Genomic DNA, 19,692 nt, shown 5'->3' on the forward strand with positions numbered 1-19,692 from the left:
GTTTCCATGACGAATGCCTTCGCTGCGCTCAAGGACGGATGACGAACCGGTCGCTCGCCATCGCGCCGTCCGTCATGCGATCTTGAATCGCGCCACCGACTGCCGCAGTTCCTCGGCCATGCGCGAGAGCTCGCGCACCTGCTGCGCCGTCGAACGCGTGCCCTCGCCGGTCTGCTCGGTCACCGCGAAGATGTGCTGGATGTTGCCGGCCACCACGTTGGCGGACTCGGCCTCCTTGGACGCCGAGGCGGAAATCTGCTCGATCAGCTCGGCGAGGCGGCGCGACACCTGGTCGATCTTGGTCAGCGCGGTGCCGGCGTTGTCGGACAGCTTGGCCCCTTCCACCACGCCCTGGGTGGAGCGCTCCATGGCGGCCACCGCGTCCTGGGTGTCGGTCTGGATCGCCTTCACCAGCGCCGAGATCTGGCGCGTGGCGTCGGCGGAGCGCTCGGCCAGCCGCTGCACTTCCTCGGCCACCACCGAGAAGCCGCGGCCCGCCTCGCCGGCCGACGCGGCCTGGATGGCGGCGTTCAGGGCCAGCACGTTGGTCTGTTCGGTGATGTCGGAGATCAGTTCGGTGATCTCGCCGATCTCCTGCGAGGATTCGCCCAGCCGCTTGATCCGCTTGGAGGTCTCCTGGATCTGGTCGCGGATCGAGTTCATGCCGCCGATGGCGTTCTGCACGGCCTGCAGGCCCGACTCGGCCGCCTGCAGCGACTGGCGCGCCACCTGCGCCGACTCCTGCGCCTGGCCCGACACCTGGTTGATTCGCCCGGCCATGTCGAGCACCGACTGGCCGGTCTCGCGGATCTCGCGCAGCTGCTCGGTCGACGCCGCCAGCAGCTCGGTGGAGGTGTTTTCCACCTGTGCCGTGGTCTGCGCCACCTTGGTGGCCGTGTTCTGCACGTTGCCCACCAGCTGGCGCAGTTCCTCCACCGTGTAGTTCACCGAGTCGGCGATGGCGCCCGTGATGTCCTCGGTCACCGTGGCTTCCTGCGTCAGGTCGCCTTCGGCCACCGTCTGCAGCTCGTTCATCAGGCGAAGAATGGCCGCCTGGTTGGCGTCGTTGACGCGCTTGGCCTCCTGCTCCTGGCGCTCGGCCTCCTGGCGCTGCCCCTCGGCCACTTCCTGGCGCTTGCGGCTGTCCTGCAGCTGCACGTAGGCCAGCCCGATCGAGCACAGGATGGCGAAGGCGGCGGCCAGCGCCAGCGCGGCGATGGCGCCGACGCCCAGGCCGGTCTGCAGCGACAGCTTGCCCTGCAGCTCTTCCATCGAGCGGCGCAGCGGCTCCGAGTCCGCGATGATCGCGGCCTGTGCCTCGCGCGCGGACACCAGGCCCTGCAGGTTGCCCAGGATGGCGCTGGCCTGGCTGCGCGTTTCCTCATAGACCTTGAGCAGCGACTCCAGCCGCTCGCGGGTCTGCGCGTCCCGGGTGCCGCCCAGCCGCAGCTCGGGGCTGCCTTCCAGCAGGCCCTGCGCGATCTCCTTGAACGAGTTGAGGTCCTTGCCCAGCAGGAACACCGCCTCGGGCGACAGGCCCTCGCTGGCGGTCATGAACTCGTTGGCCGACTTGCCGATGCGCTGGGTCAGCATCACCAGCTGGCCGGCGGCCGAGATCTCGGCCGCCGACGCGTTCTGCTGCAGCTTGAGCGAGGACACCGTCTCGGCGATCTCCAGCAGGTCGGACGACTGGCGGTTGATGGTGCGCAGCGCGGCGCCCACCTGGGTCAGGATCTTCTGCTGGCCCAGCACGACCCCGGCGTTCTTCTCGGCGCGCTCCATCAGCGGCAGGATCTTGTCCATGTCCTCCTGGAACTCGATGGCGACCGGGTCCAGGCGCAGGCCGGCGTCGCCGGACCTGAGGCCGCGCACCGAGCGGGCCAGCACGTTGGCGCTGTCGCGCACCTCGACGAAGGCCTGCTCGCTGCCCACCAGCGCCTGTGCGACCGACTTGGCCAGGCGCTGCGACTGCGTCAGCGAGTCGCCGGTGTTCTTCACCTGCTGGGCGACCTTGTCGCCCTGGTTGACCGCGAACACCGCCACCGAGCCCAGCACCAGCAGCGCGAAGGCCAGCAGCGTGAACAGGATGCGCTGGTGGGTGGCGATGGTGCGCCGCCCCAGCAGCGGGACGCTGACCCGCTCGCCCTCGGCGGCCAGTTCGGCCGCATCGAGCGAGTCGGGGGAATCGACGCTGTCGGGATCGATTTCGGACAGCACCTCGCCGGCCTCGATCGTGCTGCCGCCCAGCGGGTCGGCGGAGGCCTGCTCGACCGCGGCACCGCCGCCGGCGCCGTCCTCCTGGGCGGGGGATTTCTTCTTCCTGGCGAAGAGGTTCTTCAGGGGGTCGACGACGGACATGGTTGCAAAGCCTTCCGGAAGTGCTTCAAGCGCTGATGCTGAGGAACTGGGGTTGCTGGGACAGGGCCTGCAGGTTGATTTCCTGCCATCGGGCGCCGCCCGCATCGGTGTAGCCGCTGCCGAACCAGGGCGGCGAGCCTTCGGGAGGGTCGCTGGAGGAGGCGAAGGCCTCCAGGTTGCGCAGGCCCGCCAGCCGGTCGACCAGCAGCGCGCAGTTGACTTCCAGCGCGGCGTTCAGGGCCACCAGGCGCGACTCGGCGCGGCCGGCCTCGGTGCGCGCCGCGGGCGGGCGGCCGCTGGCAAAGCCGGCCAGGTCGACCACGCCGTACAGGCCGCCGCGCAGGTTGGCCACGCCCAGGAACCAGGGCTGCGTGTAGGGCACCGGCTGCGGCTGGGCGAACGGGAAGATCTCGCCGGACTGCGCCAGCGGGAACAGGTAGCGGGCGCCGGCCGCCTCGACCGCCAGCCACGAAGCCTGCAGGCCCTCGGCGCGCGCCGCCTGCAGGCGGGCGGCCAGGCGGGTCTGGAGTTCGCGCAGCGCTTCGCGGTTGGCCATGGGCGGCGTCGGGCGGGGCTCAGCCCAGCGCCTTGATCTTGGCCATCAGCTCGCTGGCGTCGACCGGCTTGGTGATGTAGTCGCGCGCGCCCTGGCGCATGCCCCAGACCCGGTCGGTCTCCTGGTTCTTGCTGGTGCACATGATGATGGGCACGTCGGCATAGAGCGGGTCGCGCGTGATCGCGCGGGTGAGCTGGAAGCCGTTCTGGCCGGGCATCACCACGTCCATCAGGATCAGGTCGGGCTTCTCCTCGGCCAGCCGGCGGAAGGCATCCTCGGCGTTCTCGGCCGTCTTGACCGAAAGGCCGTTCTTCTGCAACAGGTCGGTCATGAACATCAGCTCGGTCTTGGAATCGTCCACCACGAGCACTTTCCGGATCGACATCGCGTACTCCTCTTTCCTCTGGGTCTTCTTACTGCGCCGGCTGCGATGCGGCGCCGAACTGCTGCACGGTCTGCAGCAACTGGTCTTTGGTGAAGGGCTTGGTCAGGTAGTCCTGCGAGCCGACCATGCGCCCGCGCGCCTTGTCGAACACGCCGTCCTTGGAGGACAGCATGACCACCGGCACCGAGGCGAATTTCGCGTTGCGCTTGATGATGGCGCAGGTCTGGTAGCCGTCCAGGCGCGGCATCAGGATGTCGCAGAAGATCAGGTGCGGCTGGTAGTCGTTGACCTTGGACAGGGCGTCGAATCCGTCCTCGGCCAGCAGGACCTCGTGGCCACCCTGCTTCAGGAAGATCTCGGCGCTGCGCCGGATGGTGTTGCTGTCGTCGATCACCAGCACCTTGAACCCAGTCGTGCTCAATTGACGCCGCTCCTCATTCGTAACTTCCGCGGGGCTGCACCGCCATCGGGTATGTATCCGGGTCGCCCCCCTAGACCTGCACCATCTCGAAGTCTTCCTTGCGGGCGCCGCACTCGGGGCAGGTCCAGTTCATGGGGATCTGCTCCCAGGGGGTGCCGGGGGGAATTCCGTGATCCGGTGCGCCGGCGGCCTCGTCATAGATCCAGCCGCAGATCAGACACATCCAGGTTCTCGCTTCAGTCACAGCTTAAGGGGCCTTCGAATAGAATGCAACGATTGTATCGAGGGCACCTGCGCAGAAACGTCACGGTGCCGATGCCTGGAAGATTCAGGCTCATGACAAACCCCGACCCCACCAGCGCCGGCACGCAGGACGACGACGACGCAGGTCCCGCATGCGTGATGGCGTTCAACGCCAGCGACCCCAGCGGGGCCGGCGGGCTGGCGGCGGACGTCACCGCCATCGCCTCGGTCGGGGCCCACGCGCTGCCGGTCGTCACGGGGGCCTATGCGCGCGACACGGCCGAAATCCACGACCACTTCGCCTTCGACGAGGACGCCATCGGCGAGCAGGCGCGCGCCATCCTGGAGGACACGCCGGCGCAGGTGTTCAAGGTCGGCTTCCTAGGCAGCCCCGAGGCGGTCGGCACCGTGGCCGCCATTGCCGCCGACTATGCCGACGTGCCGGTGATCGCCTACATGCCGAACCTGGCCTGGTGGGACGAGTCGCAGGCCGACCTGTACCTGGACGCCTTCCGCGAGCTGATGCTGCCGCAGGTCACGGTGCTGGTGGGCAGCCACAGCACCCTGTGGCGCTGGCTGCTGCCCGACTGGAGCGGCGACCGCAGCCCCGGCGCGCGCGAGATCGCCAAGGCCGCCTCGGACATGGGGGTGCCCTACACCCTGGTCACCGGCATCCCGCTGCCCGACCAGTACCTGGACAACGTGCTGGCCACGCCGCAGTCGGTGCTGGGCAGCGAGAAGTTCGAGCGCTTCGAGGCCGTGTTCTCCGGCGCCGGCGACACCCTGTCGGCCGCGCTGGCCGCGCTGGTGGCCAGCGGCACCGACCTGGCAGCGGCCACCACCGAGGCGCTCGCCTACCTGGACCGGTGCCTCGATGCCGGGTTCCGGCCCGGCATGGGCAACGTGGTGCCCGACCGGCTGTTCTGGGCCCAGCCCGAAGGCGATCCCGGCGAGCTCACCACGGAGGAAGCCCAGGCCCTGCAGGTCCTGGACATGCCGGCCCATGACACCAAACACTGAAAACCCGCCCCCGAAGCGGCCCACGGCCGCTCCTCGCCCGAGGGGGCGCCACCTGCGGTCCGGCAAAGCCGGCCCTGCGGTGGTCGCTTGAAACCGGACACATGGACCGCAACGAAGAACTCTTTGAACGCGCCCGCCGCATCATTCCCGGCGGCGTCAACTCGCCGGTGCGCGCCTTCCGCGCGGTCGGCGGCACCCCGCGCTTCGTCTCGCGCGCACAGGGGCCCTTCTTCTGGGACGCCGACGGCCGCCGCTACATCGACTACATCGGCTCCTGGGGCCCGATGATCCTGGGGCATGGCCACCCGGCGGTGGTCGAGGCCGTGCAGCGCGCCGTGCGGGACGGCTTCTCGTTCGGCGCGCCGACCGAGCGCGAGATCGAGCTGGCCGAGGCCATCGCGGCCGTGATGCCGGGACTGGAGATGGTGCGGCTGGTCAGCTCCGGCACCGAAGCTGCCATGAGCGCGATCCGGCTGGCGCGCGGCGCCACCGGGCGCAGCAAGCTGGTCAAGTTCGAGGGTTGCTACCACGGACACGCCGATTCCCTGCTGGTCAAGGCCGGCTCCGGGCTGGCCACCTTCGGCAACCCCACCAGCGCCGGCGTGCCGGCCGAGGTGGTGCAGCACACGCTGGTGCTCGAATACAACAACCTCGCACAACTGGAGGAAGCATTCGCGCTGCACGGGCCCGACATCGCCTGCCTGATGATCGAGCCGATCGCCGGCAACATGAACTTCGTGCGCGCCGGCGTCGACTTCATGCGGCGCTGCCGCGAGCTGTGCACGCAGCATGGCGCGCTGCTGGTGTTCGACGAGGTGATGACGGGCTTCCGGGTCGGCCTGGGCGGCGCCCAGGCGCACTACGCGCAGCGGATTCCCGGCTTCCGCCCCGACCTGACGGTGCTGGGCAAGGTGATCGGCGGCGGCATGCCGCTGGCGGCCTTCGGCGGCCCGCGCGCAATCATGGAACAGCTCGCGCCGCTGGGGCCGGTCTACCAGGCCGGCACGCTGTCGGGCAATCCGGTGGCCACCGCCTGCGGGCTGGCGACGCTGCAGCAAGTCGGCAAGCCCGGTTTCTACGAGTCGCTCGGTGCGAAGACGCGCGGCCTGATGGAGCAGCTGGCCGCTGCCGCGCAACAGGCCGGCGTGCCCTTCTGCGCCGACAGCGAAGGCGGCATGTTCGGCTTCTTCCTGCTGCCGCAGCTGCCACGCAACTACGGCGAGGTGATGAAAACCGACGGCGCCCGCTTCAACCAGCTGTTCCACGGCCTGCTGGACCGGGGCGTATACATCGCCCCGGCGCTGTACGAGGCCGGCTTCGTCAGCGCGGCGCATGGCGAGCCGGAGATCGCCGAGACGGTTGCGGCGGCGCGCGAGGTGTTCGCTTCCCTGCGGGCCTGACCCCGGAGTATGTCTTTGCGGGCTTGACCCGCAATCCATGGGCGCGACCCGGCGCGGCGCGGCCTGCCGCCCTCAGTGCCGGAAGTGCCGGACCCCCGTGAACACCATCGCGACGCCGCGCTCGTTGGCCGCCGCGATCACTTCCTCGTCGCGCATGCTGCCGCCCGGCTGGATCACGCAGCCGGCGCCCGCGTCCACCACCACGTCCAGGCCGTCGCGGAACGGGAAGAAGGCGTCGCTCGCCACCACGGTGTCCTTCAGCGACAGCTTCGCGTGCTCGGCCTTGATGCTGGCGATGCGGGCCGAATCGAGCCGGCTCATCTGGCCGGCGCCCACGCCCATGGTCATGCCGTCCTTGCAGAACACGATGGCGTTGGACTTGACGAACCGGGCCACCTTCCAGGCGAACAGCAGGTCCTGCAGCTGCTGCGGCGACGGCTGCTTCGCGGTCACCACCTTCAGCTCCGCCACGCCCAGCTCGCGGTTGTCGGCCGTCTGCATCAGCAGGCCCGAGCCGACGCGCTTGATGTCCATGAGGTTGCGGCCGTTGGCCCAGTCGGTGTCGCCGCCCGGCGGCAGCTCGATCTGCAGCAGGCGCACGTTGGCCTTGGCCTTGAACACGGCCAGCGCCTCGGGCGAGAAGCCCGGCGCCATCAGCACCTCGACGAACTGCTTCGAGACCGCCTGGGCCGCGGCGCCGTCCAGCGGCCGGTTGAAGGCGATGATGCCGCCGAACGCCGAGGTCGGGTCGGTCTGGAAGGCCTTGGCGTAGGCCTGCTGCGGGTCGCGGCCCAGCGCCACCCCGCACGGGTTGGCGTGCTTGACGATCACGCAGGCCGGCCCGTCGAAGCTCTTGACGCATTCCCAGGCCGCGTCGGCATCGGCGATGTTGTTGTAGGAGAGCTCCTTGCCCTGCAACTGCCGGGCCGTCACCAGCGAGCCCGGGGCCGGGTGCAGGTCGCGGTAGAACGCGGCCTGCTGGTGCGGGTTCTCGCCGTAGCGCAGGTCCTGCACCTTGACGAAGCGGCCGTTGGCCTGGCCGCCGAACAGGGCGAGGACAGGGGCCTGCCCCGGGCTGGACCCGGAAAACTGGACACGCGACAGCCAGTCGCTGATCGCGCCGTCGTAGTCGCTGACCCGGTTGAACGCGGCGACGGAAAGCGCAAAGCGCGTCTCGTCCGACAGCTTGCCGGCCGAGCGCAGTTCGGCCAGCACCGGCCCGTACTGCGCGGCGTCGGTCAGCACGCCCACGTCCTTCCAGTTCTTGGCCGCGCTGCGCACCATGGCCGGGCCGCCGATGTCGATGTTCTCGATCGCGTCCTCCAGCGTGCAGCCCGGCCGCGCGACCGTCTGCTCGAAGGGATAGAGGTTCACCACCAGCAGGTCGATGGTGCCGATGCCGTGCGCCTCGAGCGCCGCCATGTGCGCCGGCCGGTCGCGGCGCGCCAGCAGGGCGCCGTGCACCATCGGGTGCAGCGTCTTGACGCGGCCGTCCAGCATCTCCGGAAACCCGGTCAGTTCGGCCACTTCGGTGACGGGCAGCCCCTCGCCGGCCAGCAGCCGGGCGGTGCCGCCGGTGGAAACGAGCCGGATGCCCAGCGCGTGCAAGCCGCGGGCGAGTTCGACGATCCCGGTCTTGTCCGAGACGGAAAGGAGTGCGTTCATGGTGGTCAGGGCGTCAGCCCGCGAAGATGGAAATCACTTGAGAAGCTTGTGCTCGACCAGCTTCTTGCGCAGGGTGTTGCGGTTCAGCCCCAGCCACTCGGCGGCGCGCGACTGGTTCTGCTCGGCCTTGGCCATCACCACTTCCAGCAGCGGCTTTTCGACGACCTTGACCAGCATCTCGTAGATGCCGTCCGGCTCGGTGCCGCGCAGGTCGCGGAAATAGCCTTCCAGGCTGTTGCGCACGCACTCCTCGATCTGTTTCTTGCTCATGCTTCCTGTCGCGCCGTCCGTTCCCGGTCGTTCTGTTGTCCCGCAGCCGGCAGCCGGTCGCCCTGCCCGCCGAGCTCGTCGAAGTACGCGGCGACCGCCTGCAGCTGCGCCGCGCAGTCCTCGATGCCGTTCATGCACTCGCGGAAAGCTTCGCCGCCGGGCAGGCCGCGCACGTACCAGCCGATGTGCTTGCGCGCGCTGCGCACGCCGGTGTACTCGCCATACAGGCCGTAGTGGTCCTGCAGGTGCTCGAGCAGCAGCCGCTTGACTTCCGCCACCAGCGGCGGAGCCAGCAGCTCGCCCGTGGCCAGGAAATGCGCAACCTCGCGGAAGATCCACGGCCGGCCCTGGGCCGCGCGGCCGATCATCAGCGCGTCGGCGCCCGTGATCGCCAGCACCTCGCGCGCCTTGGCCGGCGAATCGATGTCGCCGTTGGCCACCACCGGGATGCGCACCGCCTGCTTGACGGCTGCCACCGTCTCGTATTCCGCCTCGCCCTTGTAGCCCTGCTCGCGCGTGCGCCCGTGCACCGCCAGCATGCGGATGCCGGCGCCTTCGAACGCGCGCGCCAGCCGCACCGCGTTGCGATGGGCGGCGCTCCAGCCGGTGCGCATCTTCAGCGTGACGGGCACGCCGTGCGGCTCGCAGGCCCGCACCACCGCCTGTGCTATCGCCAGCGCCAGCGGCTCGTCCTGCATCAGCGCCGAGCCGGCCCACTTGTTGCAGACCTTCTTGGCCGGGCAGCCCATGTTGATGTCGATGATCTGCGCGCCGCGGTCGATGTTGTAGGCCGCGGCCTCGGCCATCATGGCGGCATCGGTGCCGGCGACCTGCACCGCGACCGGGCCGGGCTCGCCCTCGTGGTTGGCGCGGCGCGAGGTCTTCAGGCTGTTCCACAGCTCGCGCCGCGAGGTCACCATCTCGCTGACGGCATGGCCCGCGCCCAGGCGCCGGCACAGCTGGCGGAACGGGCGGTCCGTCACACCGGCCATGGGTGCGACGAACAGCTTGTTCGCCAGTTGGTGCGGGCCGATGTGCATGGAAGGGAACGAGGGCGGGTTCGCTGCTGAAAAATGAGGCACGATTGTATGCCCGGCCCGCCCCGGCCCCGAGGGGCCACGGCCGGCGCAGCGATCCGGATCGCCCGCGTCGGCGCGCATCGCGTGCCGTAACATGCGCGCGAATGCACCCGTGGCTCGAGTCCCTGCTGGCGCTGCTCGCGCTGCCCCGCTTCGGGCTCTCGACGCTCTTCCTTGTCGCGTTCGTTTCGGCCACCTTGCTGCCGCTCGGCTCCGAGCCGGCCCTGTTCGGCCTGCTCAAGCTCAATCCGGAACTGTTCTGGCCGGCGGTGCTGGTGGCCACCGCCGGCAACACGCTGGGCGGCATGGTCGACTGGTGGATGGGCTATGGCGCGCACCACGTGGCCGACAAGTGGGGGCACTCGGCGTCGCACGTGAAGGCGCTGGAGTGGCTGCGCAAGCTCGGGCCCAAGGCCTGCATCCTGTCCTTCCTGCCGGTGGTCGGCGACCCGCTGTGCGCGGTGGCCGGCTGGCTGCGGCTTCCGTTCTGGCCCTGCGCCGGCTGGATGCTGGTGGGCAAGTTCGGGCGCTACGTGGTCATGACCACCGCACTGCTGGAGGCCTTCCCGGGCGCCCTGCCCGCCGCAGGAGGCTGACCCCTGCTCAGACGTTGTCGCGACACCCGCAGCCCCGGGAAGCACACCGGACGGCCGGTCGACATTCAGGGCGATCCGCACCGCAAGCCCGGCGAACCGGGAGCGGCGCGGCCCGGGTACCGCTTCAGCCCAGTGGAGCGGCCGCGCGCAAGGCTTCGTCCCTGTCCATCACCGCCGCGTACTTCTGCTGCATGTCGAACAGGTTGGCCTCATGGGGCGCAAGGGCGCGGTCGCCGACGCAATCCGACACCACCACCGGCCGGAAGCCGTGGCACATGGCATCGACCACGCTAGCGCGGACGCACCCGCTGGTAGTGGAGCCGGCCACCATCAGCGTCTTGACGCCTTGCTGCGTCAGCCAGGCCGCCAGCGTGGTGCCGAAGAAGCCGGACGGCGCGGTCTTGCGCACGACCAGTTCTCCAGGGGCGGGCGCCAATTCCGGGACGATGGCGCTGCCCGGGGCATCCTCGGTCAGGCCCAGCAGGCTGGGCACCTTCAGTGCGAACACGTTCCGGTCGGCGGCATCGTCGGCATAGACGATGCGCGTGTGCGCCACCGGCCACTTGTGCTCGCGCGCGAACTGCAGCAGGCCCACGGTCCGGTCGATCGCGCTGCGGATGTTGCCGCCGCCGAACGCGTCGGGGTCGGCGAACCCGTTGACGAAGTCGATGATCAGCAGCCCCACGGGCGCGAGCATCTGGAGGGGCGCGCCGAAGCCCTGGCGCCGGTAGGTGAGGATGTCTTGATTCTTGATGGTCGTCATGATTTGGATGCCGAGCTTGGGTTCCAGGCGGCGGTCCGCCGCTCCAGGAGGCCGACGCACCAGTCGAAGGCGAGCGCGATGGCCAGGACGAACAGGATGGCGGCGAACACGTGCGCCCCGTCCAGCATGGTGCGGTAGGTCGTGATCACGAAGCCCAGGCCTTCGGTGGACACCAGCATCTGCGCCAGCACCACGCCGACGATCGCCAGCGCCCCACCGATGCGGATGCCGTTGAGCACGGAAGGAATGGCGGCGGGCAGCACCACGTGCACGATGCGCTGGCCCAGCGTGGCGCCCATGCTGCGGGCCGTCAGCGACAGCTGCGGGTCGATGCTCTGGATGCCGGCGGCCGTCGCCAGTGCCGCGGGGATGATTCCGTACAGCCCGGCGAAGGCGATCTGCGAGCTCGCGCCGATGCCGAACCAGGCCGCCATCAGCGGGTACAGCACCACCAGCGGGATGGCGTAGGCGCTGGACAGCAGCGGCGTCATCGAGCGCCGCAGGCCGGGCACGCTGCCGATCAGCGCGCCCAGGGCGATGCCGCCGCCGCACGCGATCGCCAGGGCCGCCAGGATCTGCCACAGGGTCACCACCGTGTTCTCCAGGTACATCGGCCAGCTGCGCCAGGCGGCCTGCAGCGCATCGGTCAGCGGCGGCAGGAACAGCGTGTGGATCAGGCCGAGCCGGGGCGCCGCCTCCCAGGCCACCAGCAGGGCGCCCAGCAGGATCCAGCGGGCAGTGGTCGGTGACATGCGCATCACGCCCTCATGCGTTCTGGATCAGTTTCCAGATCCGGCCGCGCAGTTGCCCGAACTGCTCGGTCGACATCATCTCCATGGTGCGCGGCCGCGCCAGCGGGATCTGCAGGCGCTCGGCGATCCGCCCGGGCCGCGCCGACATGACGATGATCTCGTCGGCCAGGTAGACCGCCTCGGTGAGGCTGTGCGTGACGAACACCAGGGTCTGCCCGGTGCGCTGCCAGATGCGCAGCAGCTCGTCGCCCATCGTCAGGCGGGTCTGCTCGTCGAGGGCGGCGAACGGCTCGTCCATCAGCAGCACGCTCGGGTGGTGCACCAGCCCGCGGGCGATCGAGACGCGCTGCTTCATGCCGCCCGACAGCTCGTGCGGGTAGCTGTTGGCGAACTTGGCCAGCCCCACCAGCTCCAGCGCCTCCCGCGCGAGTTGGCTGCGCTCGGCCTGCGGCGTCTTGCGCAGCATCAGCGGAAACTCCACGTTCTTCTGCGCGGTGAGCCAGGGGTAGAGGTTGGCCTCCTGGAACACGACGCCGACGCGATCCGGGTCGGGCCCGGCGATCGGCGTGCCCATGCAGCGGATGACGCCCTGGGTCGGCTGGCGCAGGCCCGCCATCATCATCAGCAGCGACGACTTGCCGCAGCCGCTCGGGCCGATCAGGACCACGAACTTGCCGGCCTCGATCGAGCACGACACCCGGTCCAGGGCGACCACCTGCTGGCCGCTGCCGGACGTGTAGGTGAGGCTGACCTCCTGCACGTCGATGGCGGTGGCGGCCGCCTTCGCGCCTAGCGGAGCTGCGCCCCCACCCGATTCCAGATTCCTCATGTTCATTGTCTCCAGTGTCCGTACTTCGTTTCGATGACACGGATCGACTCGTTGAACAGCACGGCAGCCGCCGACACCAGCAGGATGCCGGCCAGCAGCTGGGGCAACTGGTAGTTCTCGCCCCAGGTACCGATAAGCTTGCCGATGCCCACCTGCGAGACGTACATCTCCGCCAGGATGACGCCGGTGAAGTTGAAGATCATTCCCAGCCGGACGGTCTCCAGCAACGCCGGCAGCATGCTGGGCAGGTAGACGTGCCGGAACACCTGCGCGCGCGTGGCGCCGTAGCAGCGCGCCACCAGCAGGTGGCTGCCGCGCACGCTCTCCACCGCGGCGCTCATGCTGATGACCACGATGAAGATCATGGAGAACACGCCATAGGCGATCTTCTGCGGAATGCCGATCCCGATGGCCAGGATGAACATCGGCAGGAAGACCGACTTAGGGATGCTGAACAGGAACTGGAAGACCGGCCTGAACACGGCGCCCCAGAACCGGCTCTCGCTCAACGCCAGCCCGATCGCCACGCCCAGCGGCAGCGCGATCGCGAAGGCGGCGAGCACCTCGCCCGCGGTGACCGCGATGGCCATCCACACGGTGGGCCGCTGCAGCAGCTCGACCAGGACGCCGATGACCGCCGTCAGCGGCGGCAGGAGCGCGGCGGCCACCAAGCCGGTACGCGCCACCGCCTCCCACGCACCGAAGAAGAGCGCGACGACGAACAGCGGGTGCTGCGCGAAACGGGCCAGCGTGCGCATCACGGGCGGGTGGGCACGGGCTTGAATTTCTGGATGAAGGTGTCCTGGGCGGGGGCCAAGTTGGCCAGGCCGCCCGCCTTGCCCAGTTCGACCGAGCGTTCCGCCGTCTTCGGGTCGATGGCGCCGTCGCTCGAAGCGGACAGGATCGACGATTCGTATTCCTTGGCGGCCACGTCCTTCGGAATGTCATTGACCTCGGCAATCAGGTCGATCGCGTAGGCGCGGTTCTGCTTGAGGTACTGGATCGCACCGTACAGCGCGTTCAGCGTGCCCTGCACGGCCTGCGGCCGCTTGGCAATGATCTCGTCGGTCGCGATCCAGCCGGCGTTCAGGTCCTCCTGCACCGCATCGGCGAAGTTCAGGATGCTGCGCGCCGTGCCGTCCTGCATGATCTTGTAGCTCACCGGGCTCCAGATCACCATCGCGTCGACGTTGCCCGAAGCCAGGCTGGGGACCATGCCGCCCGCGCCCAGCGGCACGCGCGTGAACTTCACGTTGCGGTTGGCCATCGTCCACAGCGAGAGGAAGTCGGAAATCGAGCCGTTGGCGGAAATGCCCACCTTCTTGCCGGCCAGTTCGGCCGGCGACTTGATCGGCGAATTGCCCTTGACCACCAGGTGCCAGCCGGCGTACTTGGTCCCGGCGGTGGCCACGATGCGCGAGTTCACGCCCTTGCCGCGGCCCAGGGCGACCAGGTACGCGCCGTTGACGTTGAAGTCGGCGGCACCGGCGGCCATTGCCTCGAACGACGGCGCACCGCCCTTGTAGACGGTGACCTCGGCGTTGATGCCTTCCTTCTCGAACAGCTTGAGCCGTTGCGCGGCGACCCCGACCGTGGTGGGCCACCAGGACTGGACCATCGCCAGCCGCACGGTCTCCGCGGCCCAGGCGGTGCCGGTGGGCAGCAGCGCGAGGCAGCCGGCCCCGGCGATCAGGGAGCGGCGCGTGGATTGGAACTGGATGGAGGACCGGGGCTGGTTCATCGCGGGCTTTCAAAGAAGAGTTGTCGGCGCGGCGGATGTTCTCCGCGTCCATCGATAATGACAAATACTGAATCACGATCGATCCAGACGATCGCCCGATGGATCGCCAGCGCACCCATGGAGTTACGCCAGTTCCGCTACTTCTGCGCCGTGGCCGAGGAGCTCAGTTTCACCCGGGCCGCGGCCCGGTTGAACGTGTCGCAACCGCCGCTGAGCCAGCAGATCGCCAACCTGGAACAGGAGCTCGGGGTGCGGCTGTTCGAGCGGACCAGCCGCAGCGTGGAACTGACCGAGGCCGGCAAGGCCTTCCTGCTGCACGCCCAGGCCGTCCTGCAGCGCGTGGAGGAAGCGCGCGTTCAGGTGTTGCGCGTCGCCGATGGCATCGAGGGCCGGGTCAACATCGGGCTGAGCGGTTCGCACTTCCTCGGCCCGTTCCCGCGGTTCATCAAGCACTACCGCGAGATGCGGCCCGGCGTCGACGTGGTCCTGCACGAAATGCCGCCGGCGCAGCAGCTCGCCGGGCTGCGCGAAGGCCGCCTGGACCTGACCTTCGAGCGCGGGCTGCCCACGCAGGAGGACCTGGTCGGGCAGCTGCTGTGGCAAGACCCGGCCGTGGTGGCCATGCCCCTGGACCACGCACTGGCGGGCCGGCCGAGCGTGCGGCTGGCGGAGCTGAAGGACGAGGACTTCGTGTCCTTCCGCTTCGGCTCGTCGAACTTCCAGACCAAGGTCTACAACGCCTGCGTCACCGCGGGTTTCCAGCCGCGGGTCGTACAGCAGGTGGTGGAGGTGTCGGCAGTGCTGAACCTGGTGGCCGCGGGTCTGGGCATCTCGGTCGTGCCCGGATCACTGGCCGGGCTGCGCGCCGACGCCGTCGCTTCCTGCAGCCTAGAGATGCCGCCGAACCTGCCGCCGGTCACCGGCGACGTCTACCTGATGAGAAGGCGCGACGAGCAGCGGCGGGTGGTCATCCAGTTCTCGGAGGCGCTGCGCGAGTGGTCCTGTTCGCGCGCGCTGGCCGCAAGCTAGAAGCGGCCGCTGACGGCGCGCCACGCCGGTGCGAGTGCGACGTTGCGGGCACAATGGCCCGGACTCTCATGAACCTGCATCGCCTGGACCTGGTTTCCCTGTCGCTGTTCACGCGGGTGGCGCGCACCGGCAGCATCAGCAAGGGGGCCGAGCTGTCAAGCCTCGCGGTGGGTGCCGCCAGCAAGCGCATGTCGGACCTGGAGGCCGCGGTGGGGGTACCGCTGCTGGAGCGGCATTCGCGCGGCGTATCCCTCACGGCCGCCGGGGAGGCGCTGCAGCGCCACGCACAGCGCATCCTGGGCGCCGTCGACCAGCTCGCCGCCGACCTCTCGGACCATGCCAAGGGCCTGCTGGGCGTGGTCCGGCTGTGGGCCAACACCTCCGCCGTCACTCAGTTCCTGCCGGGCGACCTGTCCGCCTTCGCGGCCGTCCAGCCGGGCATCCGGATCGAACTCAACGAGGCCGACAGCCACGAAGTGGTGCTGGCGGTCGCCGAGGGGCGGGCCGACCTGGGCATCTTCGCCGAACGCACGCCCGCGCTGGGCCTGCAGACGCTGCCTTACCGCAGCGATCGCCTGGCGCTGGTCGTGCCCGCCGGGCACCCGCTGGCAGGCCGGCAACGCGTCGCGTTCACCGAGGCAATGGAGCACGACTTCGTCAGCCTCACGGTCGACACCTCGCTCGCCCAGCTGCTCGCGAAGGAGAGCGGCGCGCTGGACAAGCCACTGCGCATCCGCATCCGGGTCCGCAGCTTCGACGCCATGTGCCAGATGGTGGCGGCCGGGCTGGGCATCGCGGTGCTGCCGGACACCGCCGCGGATGCGCTGGTAGCGGCGCTCGGCCTGCGCAAGCTCGAACTCACCGACGAGTGGGTGCGCCGGGAGCTGCTCCTCGGGATGCGCAATGCAGCGGCGTTGCCGCGCCCCACGCGCAGCCTGCTGGACCACTTCACGCGCAGCCGCCGGGCCGGCGTACCCGACTGACCCGCCTGCCGTTTTCGCGAACAGCGAAAGCAGCGTTGCCCGATCGGCCATTCCGCCGGCGCGCCAGGGTTCCTAGACTGGGCCGCTTCCCGACTGCCGATCCCCAGCTCCCGTGCCCGCACCCCTGACTTTGTTCGACAAACTCTGGCAGCGACACCTGGTGGACCAGACCGAGGACGGCGAAGCCCTGCTCTACGTCGACCGGCACCTGGTGTACGAGGTGACCAGCCCGCAGGCCTTCGAAGGTCTGCGCCTGAGCGGCCGCAAGCCATGGCGCCCCGAGACCGTGCTCGCGACCGCCGATCACAACGTGCCGACCACGCCCGAGCACCGCCAGGGCCTGGACAGCATCGCCGACCCGCTGTCGCGCGCGCAGGTGCGCCAGCTCGACGAGAACTGCCGCGAGTTCGGCATCACGCAGTTCGGCCTGGGCGACCGCCGGCAGGGGATCATCCACGTGGTCGGCCCGGAACAGGGCGCCACGCTGCCCGGCATGACCGTGGTGGCCGGCGATTCGCACACCAGCACCCATGGCGCCTTCGCGGCACTGGCCTTCGGCGTCGGCACCTCGGACGTGGAGCACGTGCTGGCCACCCAGTGCCTGGTGCTGCGGCCGATGCAGCGCATGCTGGTGCAGGTGGAAGGCCCCCTGGGCGCGGGCGTGAGCGCGAAGGACCTGGTGCTGCACATCATCGGCCTGCTGGGCACGGCCGGCGCCACCGGGCATGCGATCGAGTTCGGCGGCAGCACCATCCGGGCGCTGTCGATGGAAGGCCGCATGACCCTGTGCAACATGGCCATCGAGGCCGGTGCCCGGGTCGGCCTGGTCGGCGTGGACGAGGTCACGCTGGCCTACCTGAAGGACCGGCCCTACGCCCCGCGCGGCGCGCAATGGGAGGCAGCGGTCGCCGACTGGAGCGGCCTGCACAGCGACCCCGGAGCGGCCTTCGACGCGACGGTACGCATCGATGCGGGTGAGGTCCGGCCGATGGTGACGTGGGGCACGTCGCCCGAGATGGTGGTTCCGCTCGACGGCCGCGTGCCCGATCCCGCGCAGGAACCCGACCCCGTGAAGCGGGCCGGAATGACGGCGGCCCTGGCCTACATGGGCTTGCAGCCCGGCACGCCGATGGGCGACATCGCCATCGACAAGGTGTTCATCGGCTCCTGCACCAACGCCCGCATCGAGGACCTTCGCGCCGCCGCCGTCGTCGTGCGGGGCCGCCGGGTTGCCGCCACCGTGCGGCAGGCACTGGTGGTGCCGGGCTCGGGGCTGGTCAAGGCGCAGGCGGAGGTCGAGGGGCTGGATCGCGTCTTCGTCGAAGCCGGCTTCGAATGGCGTGAACCGGGCTGCTCGATGTGCCTGGGGATGAACGACGATCGCCTGGCACCGGGCGAGCGCTGCGCCTCCACCTCCAACCGCAATTTCGAGGGCCGGCAAGGCCCCGGCGGCCGCAGCCACCTGGTCAGCCCCGCCACGGCCGCCGCGGCCGCCATCGCCGGCCGCTTCGCCGATCCGGCCGCGCCGCTGCCGCCGGCCGTCCCCGCCTCGGGAGTGCATTGATGCAAGCCTTCGAAACGCTCGAGTCGCTGGTGGTGCCGCTGGACCGGGCCAACGTCGACACCGACGCGCTCATTCCCAAGCAATTCATGAAGTCGATCCGGCGCACCGGTTTCGGCGACAACCTGTTCGACGAATGGCGCTACCTGGACCGGGGCCAGCCCGGGCAGAACATCCGCCGGCGGCCGCTCAACCCGGACTTTCCGCTGAACCAGGCCCGCTACGGCGGCGCGCGCATCCTGCTGGCGCGCGAGAACTTCGGCTGCGGCTCCAGCCGGGAGCACGCCGTGTGGGCCCTGCGCGATTTCGGCATCCGCGCGCTGATCGCGCCCTCGTTCGCCGACATCTTCTACGGCAACTGCTTCAAGAACGGGCTGCTGCCGATCGTGCTGCCCGCCGCGCGGGTGGACACGCTGTTCGCCGAGGTGGCGGCCACGCCCGGCTACACCCTGCGGATCGACCTGGCCTCGCAGTCGATCAGGCCGGCGAGTGGCGCGCCCATCGCCTTCGGGATCGAGCCAGCACGCAAGCACCGCCTCCTGCACGGCCTCGACGACATCGCCCTCACGCTGCAGCGCGCCGAGCGCATCCGGACGTTCGAGGCGCGCCGCCGCGCCAGCGAGCCCTGGCTTTTCAACTGACCCGAACGCCCGTACCCGCGGGATCCGACGCATGACGACGACCCACCATCGTGAGCCCGCAGCCGACCGTCCGCAGCAAGGCCGGCTGGGCGGCGCCACCGCCGCGCTCGCCGGCCTGCGTGTCGTCGAGATGGGACAACTCATCGCGGGGCCGTTCGCCGGCAAGACTCTGGGCGAGTTCGGCGCCGACGTGGTCAAGATCGAGGCACCGGGCTCCGGCGACCCCTTGCGCAACTGGCGCCTGCTCCAGGACGGCACGTCCGTCTGGTGGCAGGTGCAGTCACGCAACAAGCGCTCCATCGCGCTGGACCTGCGCTGTGAGGAAGGCCAGGCGATCGCGCGCCGGCTGATCGCCCAGGCCGACGTGCTGATCGAGAACTTCCGGCCCGGCACGCTCGAAGGCTGGGGCATGTCGTACGAGGCGCTCTCGCGCGACAACCCGGGCCTGATCATGCTGCGCATCTCGGGCTACGGGCAGACCGGCCCCTACCGCGACCTGCCGGGCTTCGGCGCGATCGGCGAGGCCATGGGGGGCCTGCGCCACCTCACCGGCGAGCCCGGCCGGGTGCCGGTGCGCTGCGGCATCTCCATCGGCGACACCTTGGCCGCGCTGCACGGCACCATCGGCGTGCTGACCGCGCTGCACCACCGCAGGGCCAACGGCGGCAAGGGCCAGGTGATCGACGTCGCGCTGCACGAGGCGGTATTCAACGTGATGGAAAGCCTGATACCCGAGTACAGCGCCTTCGGCGTGGTGCGCGAGCCGGCCGGCTCGGCGTTGCCGGGCATCGCGCCGTCCAATGCCTACCGCTGCGCCGACGGCGTGGTGCTGATCGCGGGCAACGGCGACAGCATCTTCAAGCGCCTGATGCAGGCCATCGGCCGCGCCGACCTGGCGGGCGACCCATCGCTGGCCGACAACGCGGGGCGCGTGGCCCGGGTCGCGGAGCTGGACGGCGCGATCGAGGCCTGGACGCTGCAGCACGGCGTCACCGAGGCGCTGCAGGTGCTGGCCGAGGCGAGGGTGCCGGCCGGCCGGGTCTACACCGCCCGGGACATCGTCGAGGATCCGCACTACCGAGCGCGCGACATGATCCTGAACCAGCGCACGCGCGACGGCCGCGAGCTCGAAGTGCCCGGCATCGTCCCCAAGCTGCTCGGCACGCCCGGCACCGTCCGCAGTCCGGCGCCCAAGCTCGGCGACGACACCGATGCGGTGCTCGCCGAACTGGGGTGCTCGCCGCAGGACATCGCGGCGCTGCGCGAACGCAAGGTGGTGGCATGAGACACCCTGTGTCAACCCCCCGCTGTTTGAAGCAGCAGTTTGGCCCCGCCGTGGCGTGCCGGATCGTAGGGTTTGTGGTCCTGCCAGGCGCGCCAGATCACGCGCAGCCATGCTC

Annotated in this window: 21 protein-coding genes; 8 read left to right on the top strand and 13 right to left on the bottom strand. The window is 69.9% G+C overall.

Features of this window, described 5'->3' with window-relative positions; all coding sequences use genetic code 11:
• Positions 1-72: 72 nt before the first annotated feature.
• The 5 genes from V6M57_RS11205 to V6M57_RS11225 form a co-directional block, all read right to left on the bottom strand.
• A complete protein-coding gene (locus V6M57_RS11205) occupies positions 73-2,358 on the bottom strand; it encodes a methyl-accepting chemotaxis protein (protein WP_332815075.1) in 2,286 nt (761 codons plus the stop codon).
• Positions 2,359-2,383: 25 nt separating this feature from the next.
• Positions 2,384-2,914, bottom strand: a complete 531-nt coding sequence (locus V6M57_RS11210) for a chemotaxis protein CheW (protein WP_332815076.1) — start codon at positions 2,912-2,914, stop codon at positions 2,384-2,386.
• A 19-nt stretch (positions 2,915-2,933) separates the two neighbouring features.
• Entirely contained in the window at positions 2,934-3,299 is a 366-nt protein-coding gene (locus V6M57_RS11215) for a response regulator transcription factor (RefSeq protein ID WP_332815077.1), read from the bottom strand.
• A gap of 28 nt (positions 3,300-3,327) precedes the next feature.
• On the bottom strand, positions 3,328-3,720 hold the full coding sequence (locus V6M57_RS11220; RefSeq protein ID WP_332815078.1) for a response regulator: 393 nt from the start codon (positions 3,718-3,720) through the stop codon (positions 3,328-3,330).
• 70 nt (positions 3,721-3,790) lie between these two features.
• Positions 3,791-3,943, bottom strand: coding sequence for a rubredoxin (locus V6M57_RS11225; RefSeq protein WP_324918270.1), 153 nt, complete (start codon positions 3,941-3,943; stop codon positions 3,791-3,793).
• A gap of 113 nt (positions 3,944-4,056) precedes the next feature.
• On the opposite strand from V6M57_RS11225, the gene thiD reads away from it, so the two are divergent.
• Together thiD and hemL are read left to right on the top strand one after the other, a co-directional pair.
• A complete protein-coding gene (gene thiD / locus V6M57_RS11230; protein ID WP_332815079.1) occupies positions 4,057-4,983 on the top strand; it encodes a bifunctional hydroxymethylpyrimidine kinase/phosphomethylpyrimidine kinase in 927 nt (308 codons plus the stop codon).
• 101 nt (positions 4,984-5,084) lie between these two features.
• Entirely contained in the window at positions 5,085-6,383 is a 1,299-nt protein-coding gene (hemL, locus tag V6M57_RS11235) for a glutamate-1-semialdehyde 2,1-aminomutase (RefSeq protein ID WP_332815080.1), read from the top strand.
• A gap of 72 nt (positions 6,384-6,455) precedes the next feature.
• On the opposite strand, the gene purH is transcribed toward hemL, so the two are convergent.
• Genes purH through dusB form a run of 3 tightly spaced genes read right to left on the bottom strand, consistent with a single transcriptional unit; the run spans position 6,456 to position 9,358 of the window.
• Positions 6,456-8,048: a bifunctional phosphoribosylaminoimidazolecarboxamide formyltransferase/IMP cyclohydrolase gene (gene purH / locus V6M57_RS11240; protein WP_332815081.1), complete on the bottom strand. Its 1,593-nt coding sequence runs from the start codon at positions 8,046-8,048 to the stop codon at positions 6,456-6,458.
• Positions 8,049-8,081: 33 nt separating this feature from the next.
• On the bottom strand, positions 8,082-8,318 hold the full coding sequence (locus V6M57_RS11245; protein ID WP_324918258.1) for a Fis family transcriptional regulator: 237 nt from the start codon (positions 8,316-8,318) through the stop codon (positions 8,082-8,084).
• Positions 8,315-9,358, bottom strand: coding sequence for a tRNA dihydrouridine synthase DusB (gene dusB / locus V6M57_RS11250; protein ID WP_332815082.1), 1,044 nt, complete (start codon positions 9,356-9,358; stop codon positions 8,315-8,317). The genes V6M57_RS11245 and dusB overlap by 4 nt, the downstream gene beginning before the upstream one ends.
• 143 nt (positions 9,359-9,501) lie before the next feature.
• On the opposite strand from dusB, the gene V6M57_RS11255 reads away from it, so the two are divergent.
• On the top strand, positions 9,502-9,993 hold the full coding sequence (locus V6M57_RS11255; RefSeq protein WP_332815083.1) for a YqaA family protein: 492 nt from the start codon (positions 9,502-9,504) through the stop codon (positions 9,991-9,993).
• 124 nt (positions 9,994-10,117) lie between these two features.
• On the opposite strand, the gene V6M57_RS11260 is transcribed toward V6M57_RS11255, so the two are convergent.
• From V6M57_RS11260 to V6M57_RS11280, 5 genes are read right to left on the bottom strand one after another with little or no spacing between them, the layout of a single operon-like run.
• Positions 10,118-10,756 (bottom strand): isochorismatase family protein, encoded by a 639-nt coding sequence (locus tag V6M57_RS11260; protein ID WP_332815084.1) that lies wholly within the window; start codon positions 10,754-10,756, stop codon positions 10,118-10,120.
• Positions 10,753-11,508, bottom strand: a complete 756-nt coding sequence (locus tag V6M57_RS11265; RefSeq protein ID WP_332815085.1) for an ABC transporter permease — start codon at positions 11,506-11,508, stop codon at positions 10,753-10,755. The genes V6M57_RS11260 and V6M57_RS11265 overlap by 4 nt, the downstream gene beginning before the upstream one ends.
• A gap of 13 nt (positions 11,509-11,521) precedes the next feature.
• Positions 11,522-12,343 carry an ABC transporter ATP-binding protein gene (locus V6M57_RS11270; protein WP_332815086.1) on the bottom strand — a complete coding sequence of 274 codons (822 nt, stop codon included), beginning with the start codon at positions 12,341-12,343 and terminating at the stop codon, positions 11,522-11,524.
• Positions 12,340-13,095 carry an ABC transporter permease gene (locus tag V6M57_RS11275; RefSeq protein ID WP_332815087.1) on the bottom strand — a complete coding sequence of 252 codons (756 nt, stop codon included), beginning with the start codon at positions 13,093-13,095 and terminating at the stop codon, positions 12,340-12,342. Before V6M57_RS11275 ends, V6M57_RS11270 begins: the two co-directional genes overlap by 4 nt.
• Positions 13,095-14,078 (bottom strand): ABC transporter substrate-binding protein, encoded by a 984-nt coding sequence (locus V6M57_RS11280; protein ID WP_332815088.1) that lies wholly within the window; start codon positions 14,076-14,078, stop codon positions 13,095-13,097. The genes V6M57_RS11275 and V6M57_RS11280 overlap by 1 nt, the downstream gene beginning before the upstream one ends.
• A gap of 57 nt (positions 14,079-14,135) precedes the next feature.
• On the opposite strand from V6M57_RS11280, the gene V6M57_RS11285 reads away from it, so the two are divergent.
• From V6M57_RS11285 to V6M57_RS11305, 5 genes are all read left to right on the top strand, one after another.
• Positions 14,136-15,107, top strand: coding sequence for a LysR substrate-binding domain-containing protein (locus tag V6M57_RS11285; protein WP_332815089.1), 972 nt, complete (start codon positions 14,136-14,138; stop codon positions 15,105-15,107).
• A gap of 68 nt (positions 15,108-15,175) precedes the next feature.
• Entirely contained in the window at positions 15,176-16,090 is a 915-nt protein-coding gene (locus V6M57_RS11290; protein ID WP_332815090.1) for a LysR family transcriptional regulator, read from the top strand.
• Between the two features lie 112 nt (positions 16,091-16,202).
• Complete coding sequence (gene leuC / locus V6M57_RS11295) at positions 16,203-17,654, top strand: 3-isopropylmalate dehydratase large subunit (RefSeq protein WP_332815091.1); 1,452 nt, start codon at positions 16,203-16,205, stop codon at positions 17,652-17,654.
• Positions 17,654-18,292 carry a 3-isopropylmalate dehydratase small subunit gene (gene leuD / locus V6M57_RS11300; RefSeq protein WP_332815092.1) on the top strand — a complete coding sequence of 213 codons (639 nt, stop codon included), beginning with the start codon at positions 17,654-17,656 and terminating at the stop codon, positions 18,290-18,292. Before leuC ends, leuD begins: the two co-directional genes overlap by 1 nt.
• A 31-nt stretch (positions 18,293-18,323) precedes the next feature.
• On the top strand, positions 18,324-19,577 hold the full coding sequence (locus tag V6M57_RS11305; RefSeq protein WP_332815093.1) for a CaiB/BaiF CoA transferase family protein: 1,254 nt from the start codon (positions 18,324-18,326) through the stop codon (positions 19,575-19,577).
• Positions 19,578-19,692: the final 115 nt, after the last annotated feature.

The sequence above is a fragment of the Ramlibacter sp. genome (assembly GCF_036676645.1).
Classification (GTDB): Bacteria; Pseudomonadota; Gammaproteobacteria; order Burkholderiales; family Burkholderiaceae_C; genus Ramlibacter.

Coding starts and splice junctions, on each gene's coding strand:
- thiD (WP_332815079.1), top strand. CDS start 4,057: ATGACAAACCCCGACCCCACCAGCGCCGGCACGCAGGACGACGACGAC.
- V6M57_RS11215 (WP_332815077.1), bottom strand. CDS start 3,299: ATGTCGATCCGGAAAGTGCTCGTGGTGGACGATTCCAAGACCGAGCTG.
- V6M57_RS11275 (WP_332815087.1), bottom strand. CDS start 13,095: ATGCGCACGCTGGCCCGTTTCGCGCAGCACCCGCTGTTCGTCGTCGCG.
- hemL (WP_332815080.1), top strand. CDS start 5,085: ATGGACCGCAACGAAGAACTCTTTGAACGCGCCCGCCGCATCATTCCC.
- purH (WP_332815081.1), bottom strand. CDS start 8,048: ATGAACGCACTCCTTTCCGTCTCGGACAAGACCGGGATCGTCGAACTC.
- V6M57_RS11210 (WP_332815076.1), bottom strand. CDS start 2,914: ATGGCCAACCGCGAAGCGCTGCGCGAACTCCAGACCCGCCTGGCCGCC.
- V6M57_RS11260 (WP_332815084.1), bottom strand. CDS start 10,756: ATGACGACCATCAAGAATCAAGACATCCTCACCTACCGGCGCCAGGGC.
- V6M57_RS11245 (WP_324918258.1), bottom strand. CDS start 8,318: ATGAGCAAGAAACAGATCGAGGAGTGCGTGCGCAACAGCCTGGAAGGC.
- V6M57_RS11285 (WP_332815089.1), top strand. CDS start 14,136: ATGACAAATACTGAATCACGATCGATCCAGACGATCGCCCGATGGATC.
- V6M57_RS11225 (WP_324918270.1), bottom strand. CDS start 3,943: ATGTGTCTGATCTGCGGCTGGATCTATGACGAGGCCGCCGGCGCACCG.
- V6M57_RS11305 (WP_332815093.1), top strand. CDS start 18,324: ATGACGACGACCCACCATCGTGAGCCCGCAGCCGACCGTCCGCAGCAA.
- leuD (WP_332815092.1), top strand. CDS start 17,654: ATGCAAGCCTTCGAAACGCTCGAGTCGCTGGTGGTGCCGCTGGACCGG.
- V6M57_RS11205 (WP_332815075.1), bottom strand. CDS start 2,358: ATGTCCGTCGTCGACCCCCTGAAGAACCTCTTCGCCAGGAAGAAGAAA.
- V6M57_RS11290 (WP_332815090.1), top strand. CDS start 15,176: ATGAACCTGCATCGCCTGGACCTGGTTTCCCTGTCGCTGTTCACGCGG.
- dusB (WP_332815082.1), bottom strand. CDS start 9,358: ATGCACATCGGCCCGCACCAACTGGCGAACAAGCTGTTCGTCGCACCC.
- V6M57_RS11270 (WP_332815086.1), bottom strand. CDS start 12,343: ATGAACATGAGGAATCTGGAATCGGGTGGGGGCGCAGCTCCGCTAGGC.
- V6M57_RS11280 (WP_332815088.1), bottom strand. CDS start 14,078: ATGAACCAGCCCCGGTCCTCCATCCAGTTCCAATCCACGCGCCGCTCC.
- V6M57_RS11255 (WP_332815083.1), top strand. CDS start 9,502: ATGCACCCGTGGCTCGAGTCCCTGCTGGCGCTGCTCGCGCTGCCCCGC.
- V6M57_RS11265 (WP_332815085.1), bottom strand. CDS start 11,508: ATGTCACCGACCACTGCCCGCTGGATCCTGCTGGGCGCCCTGCTGGTG.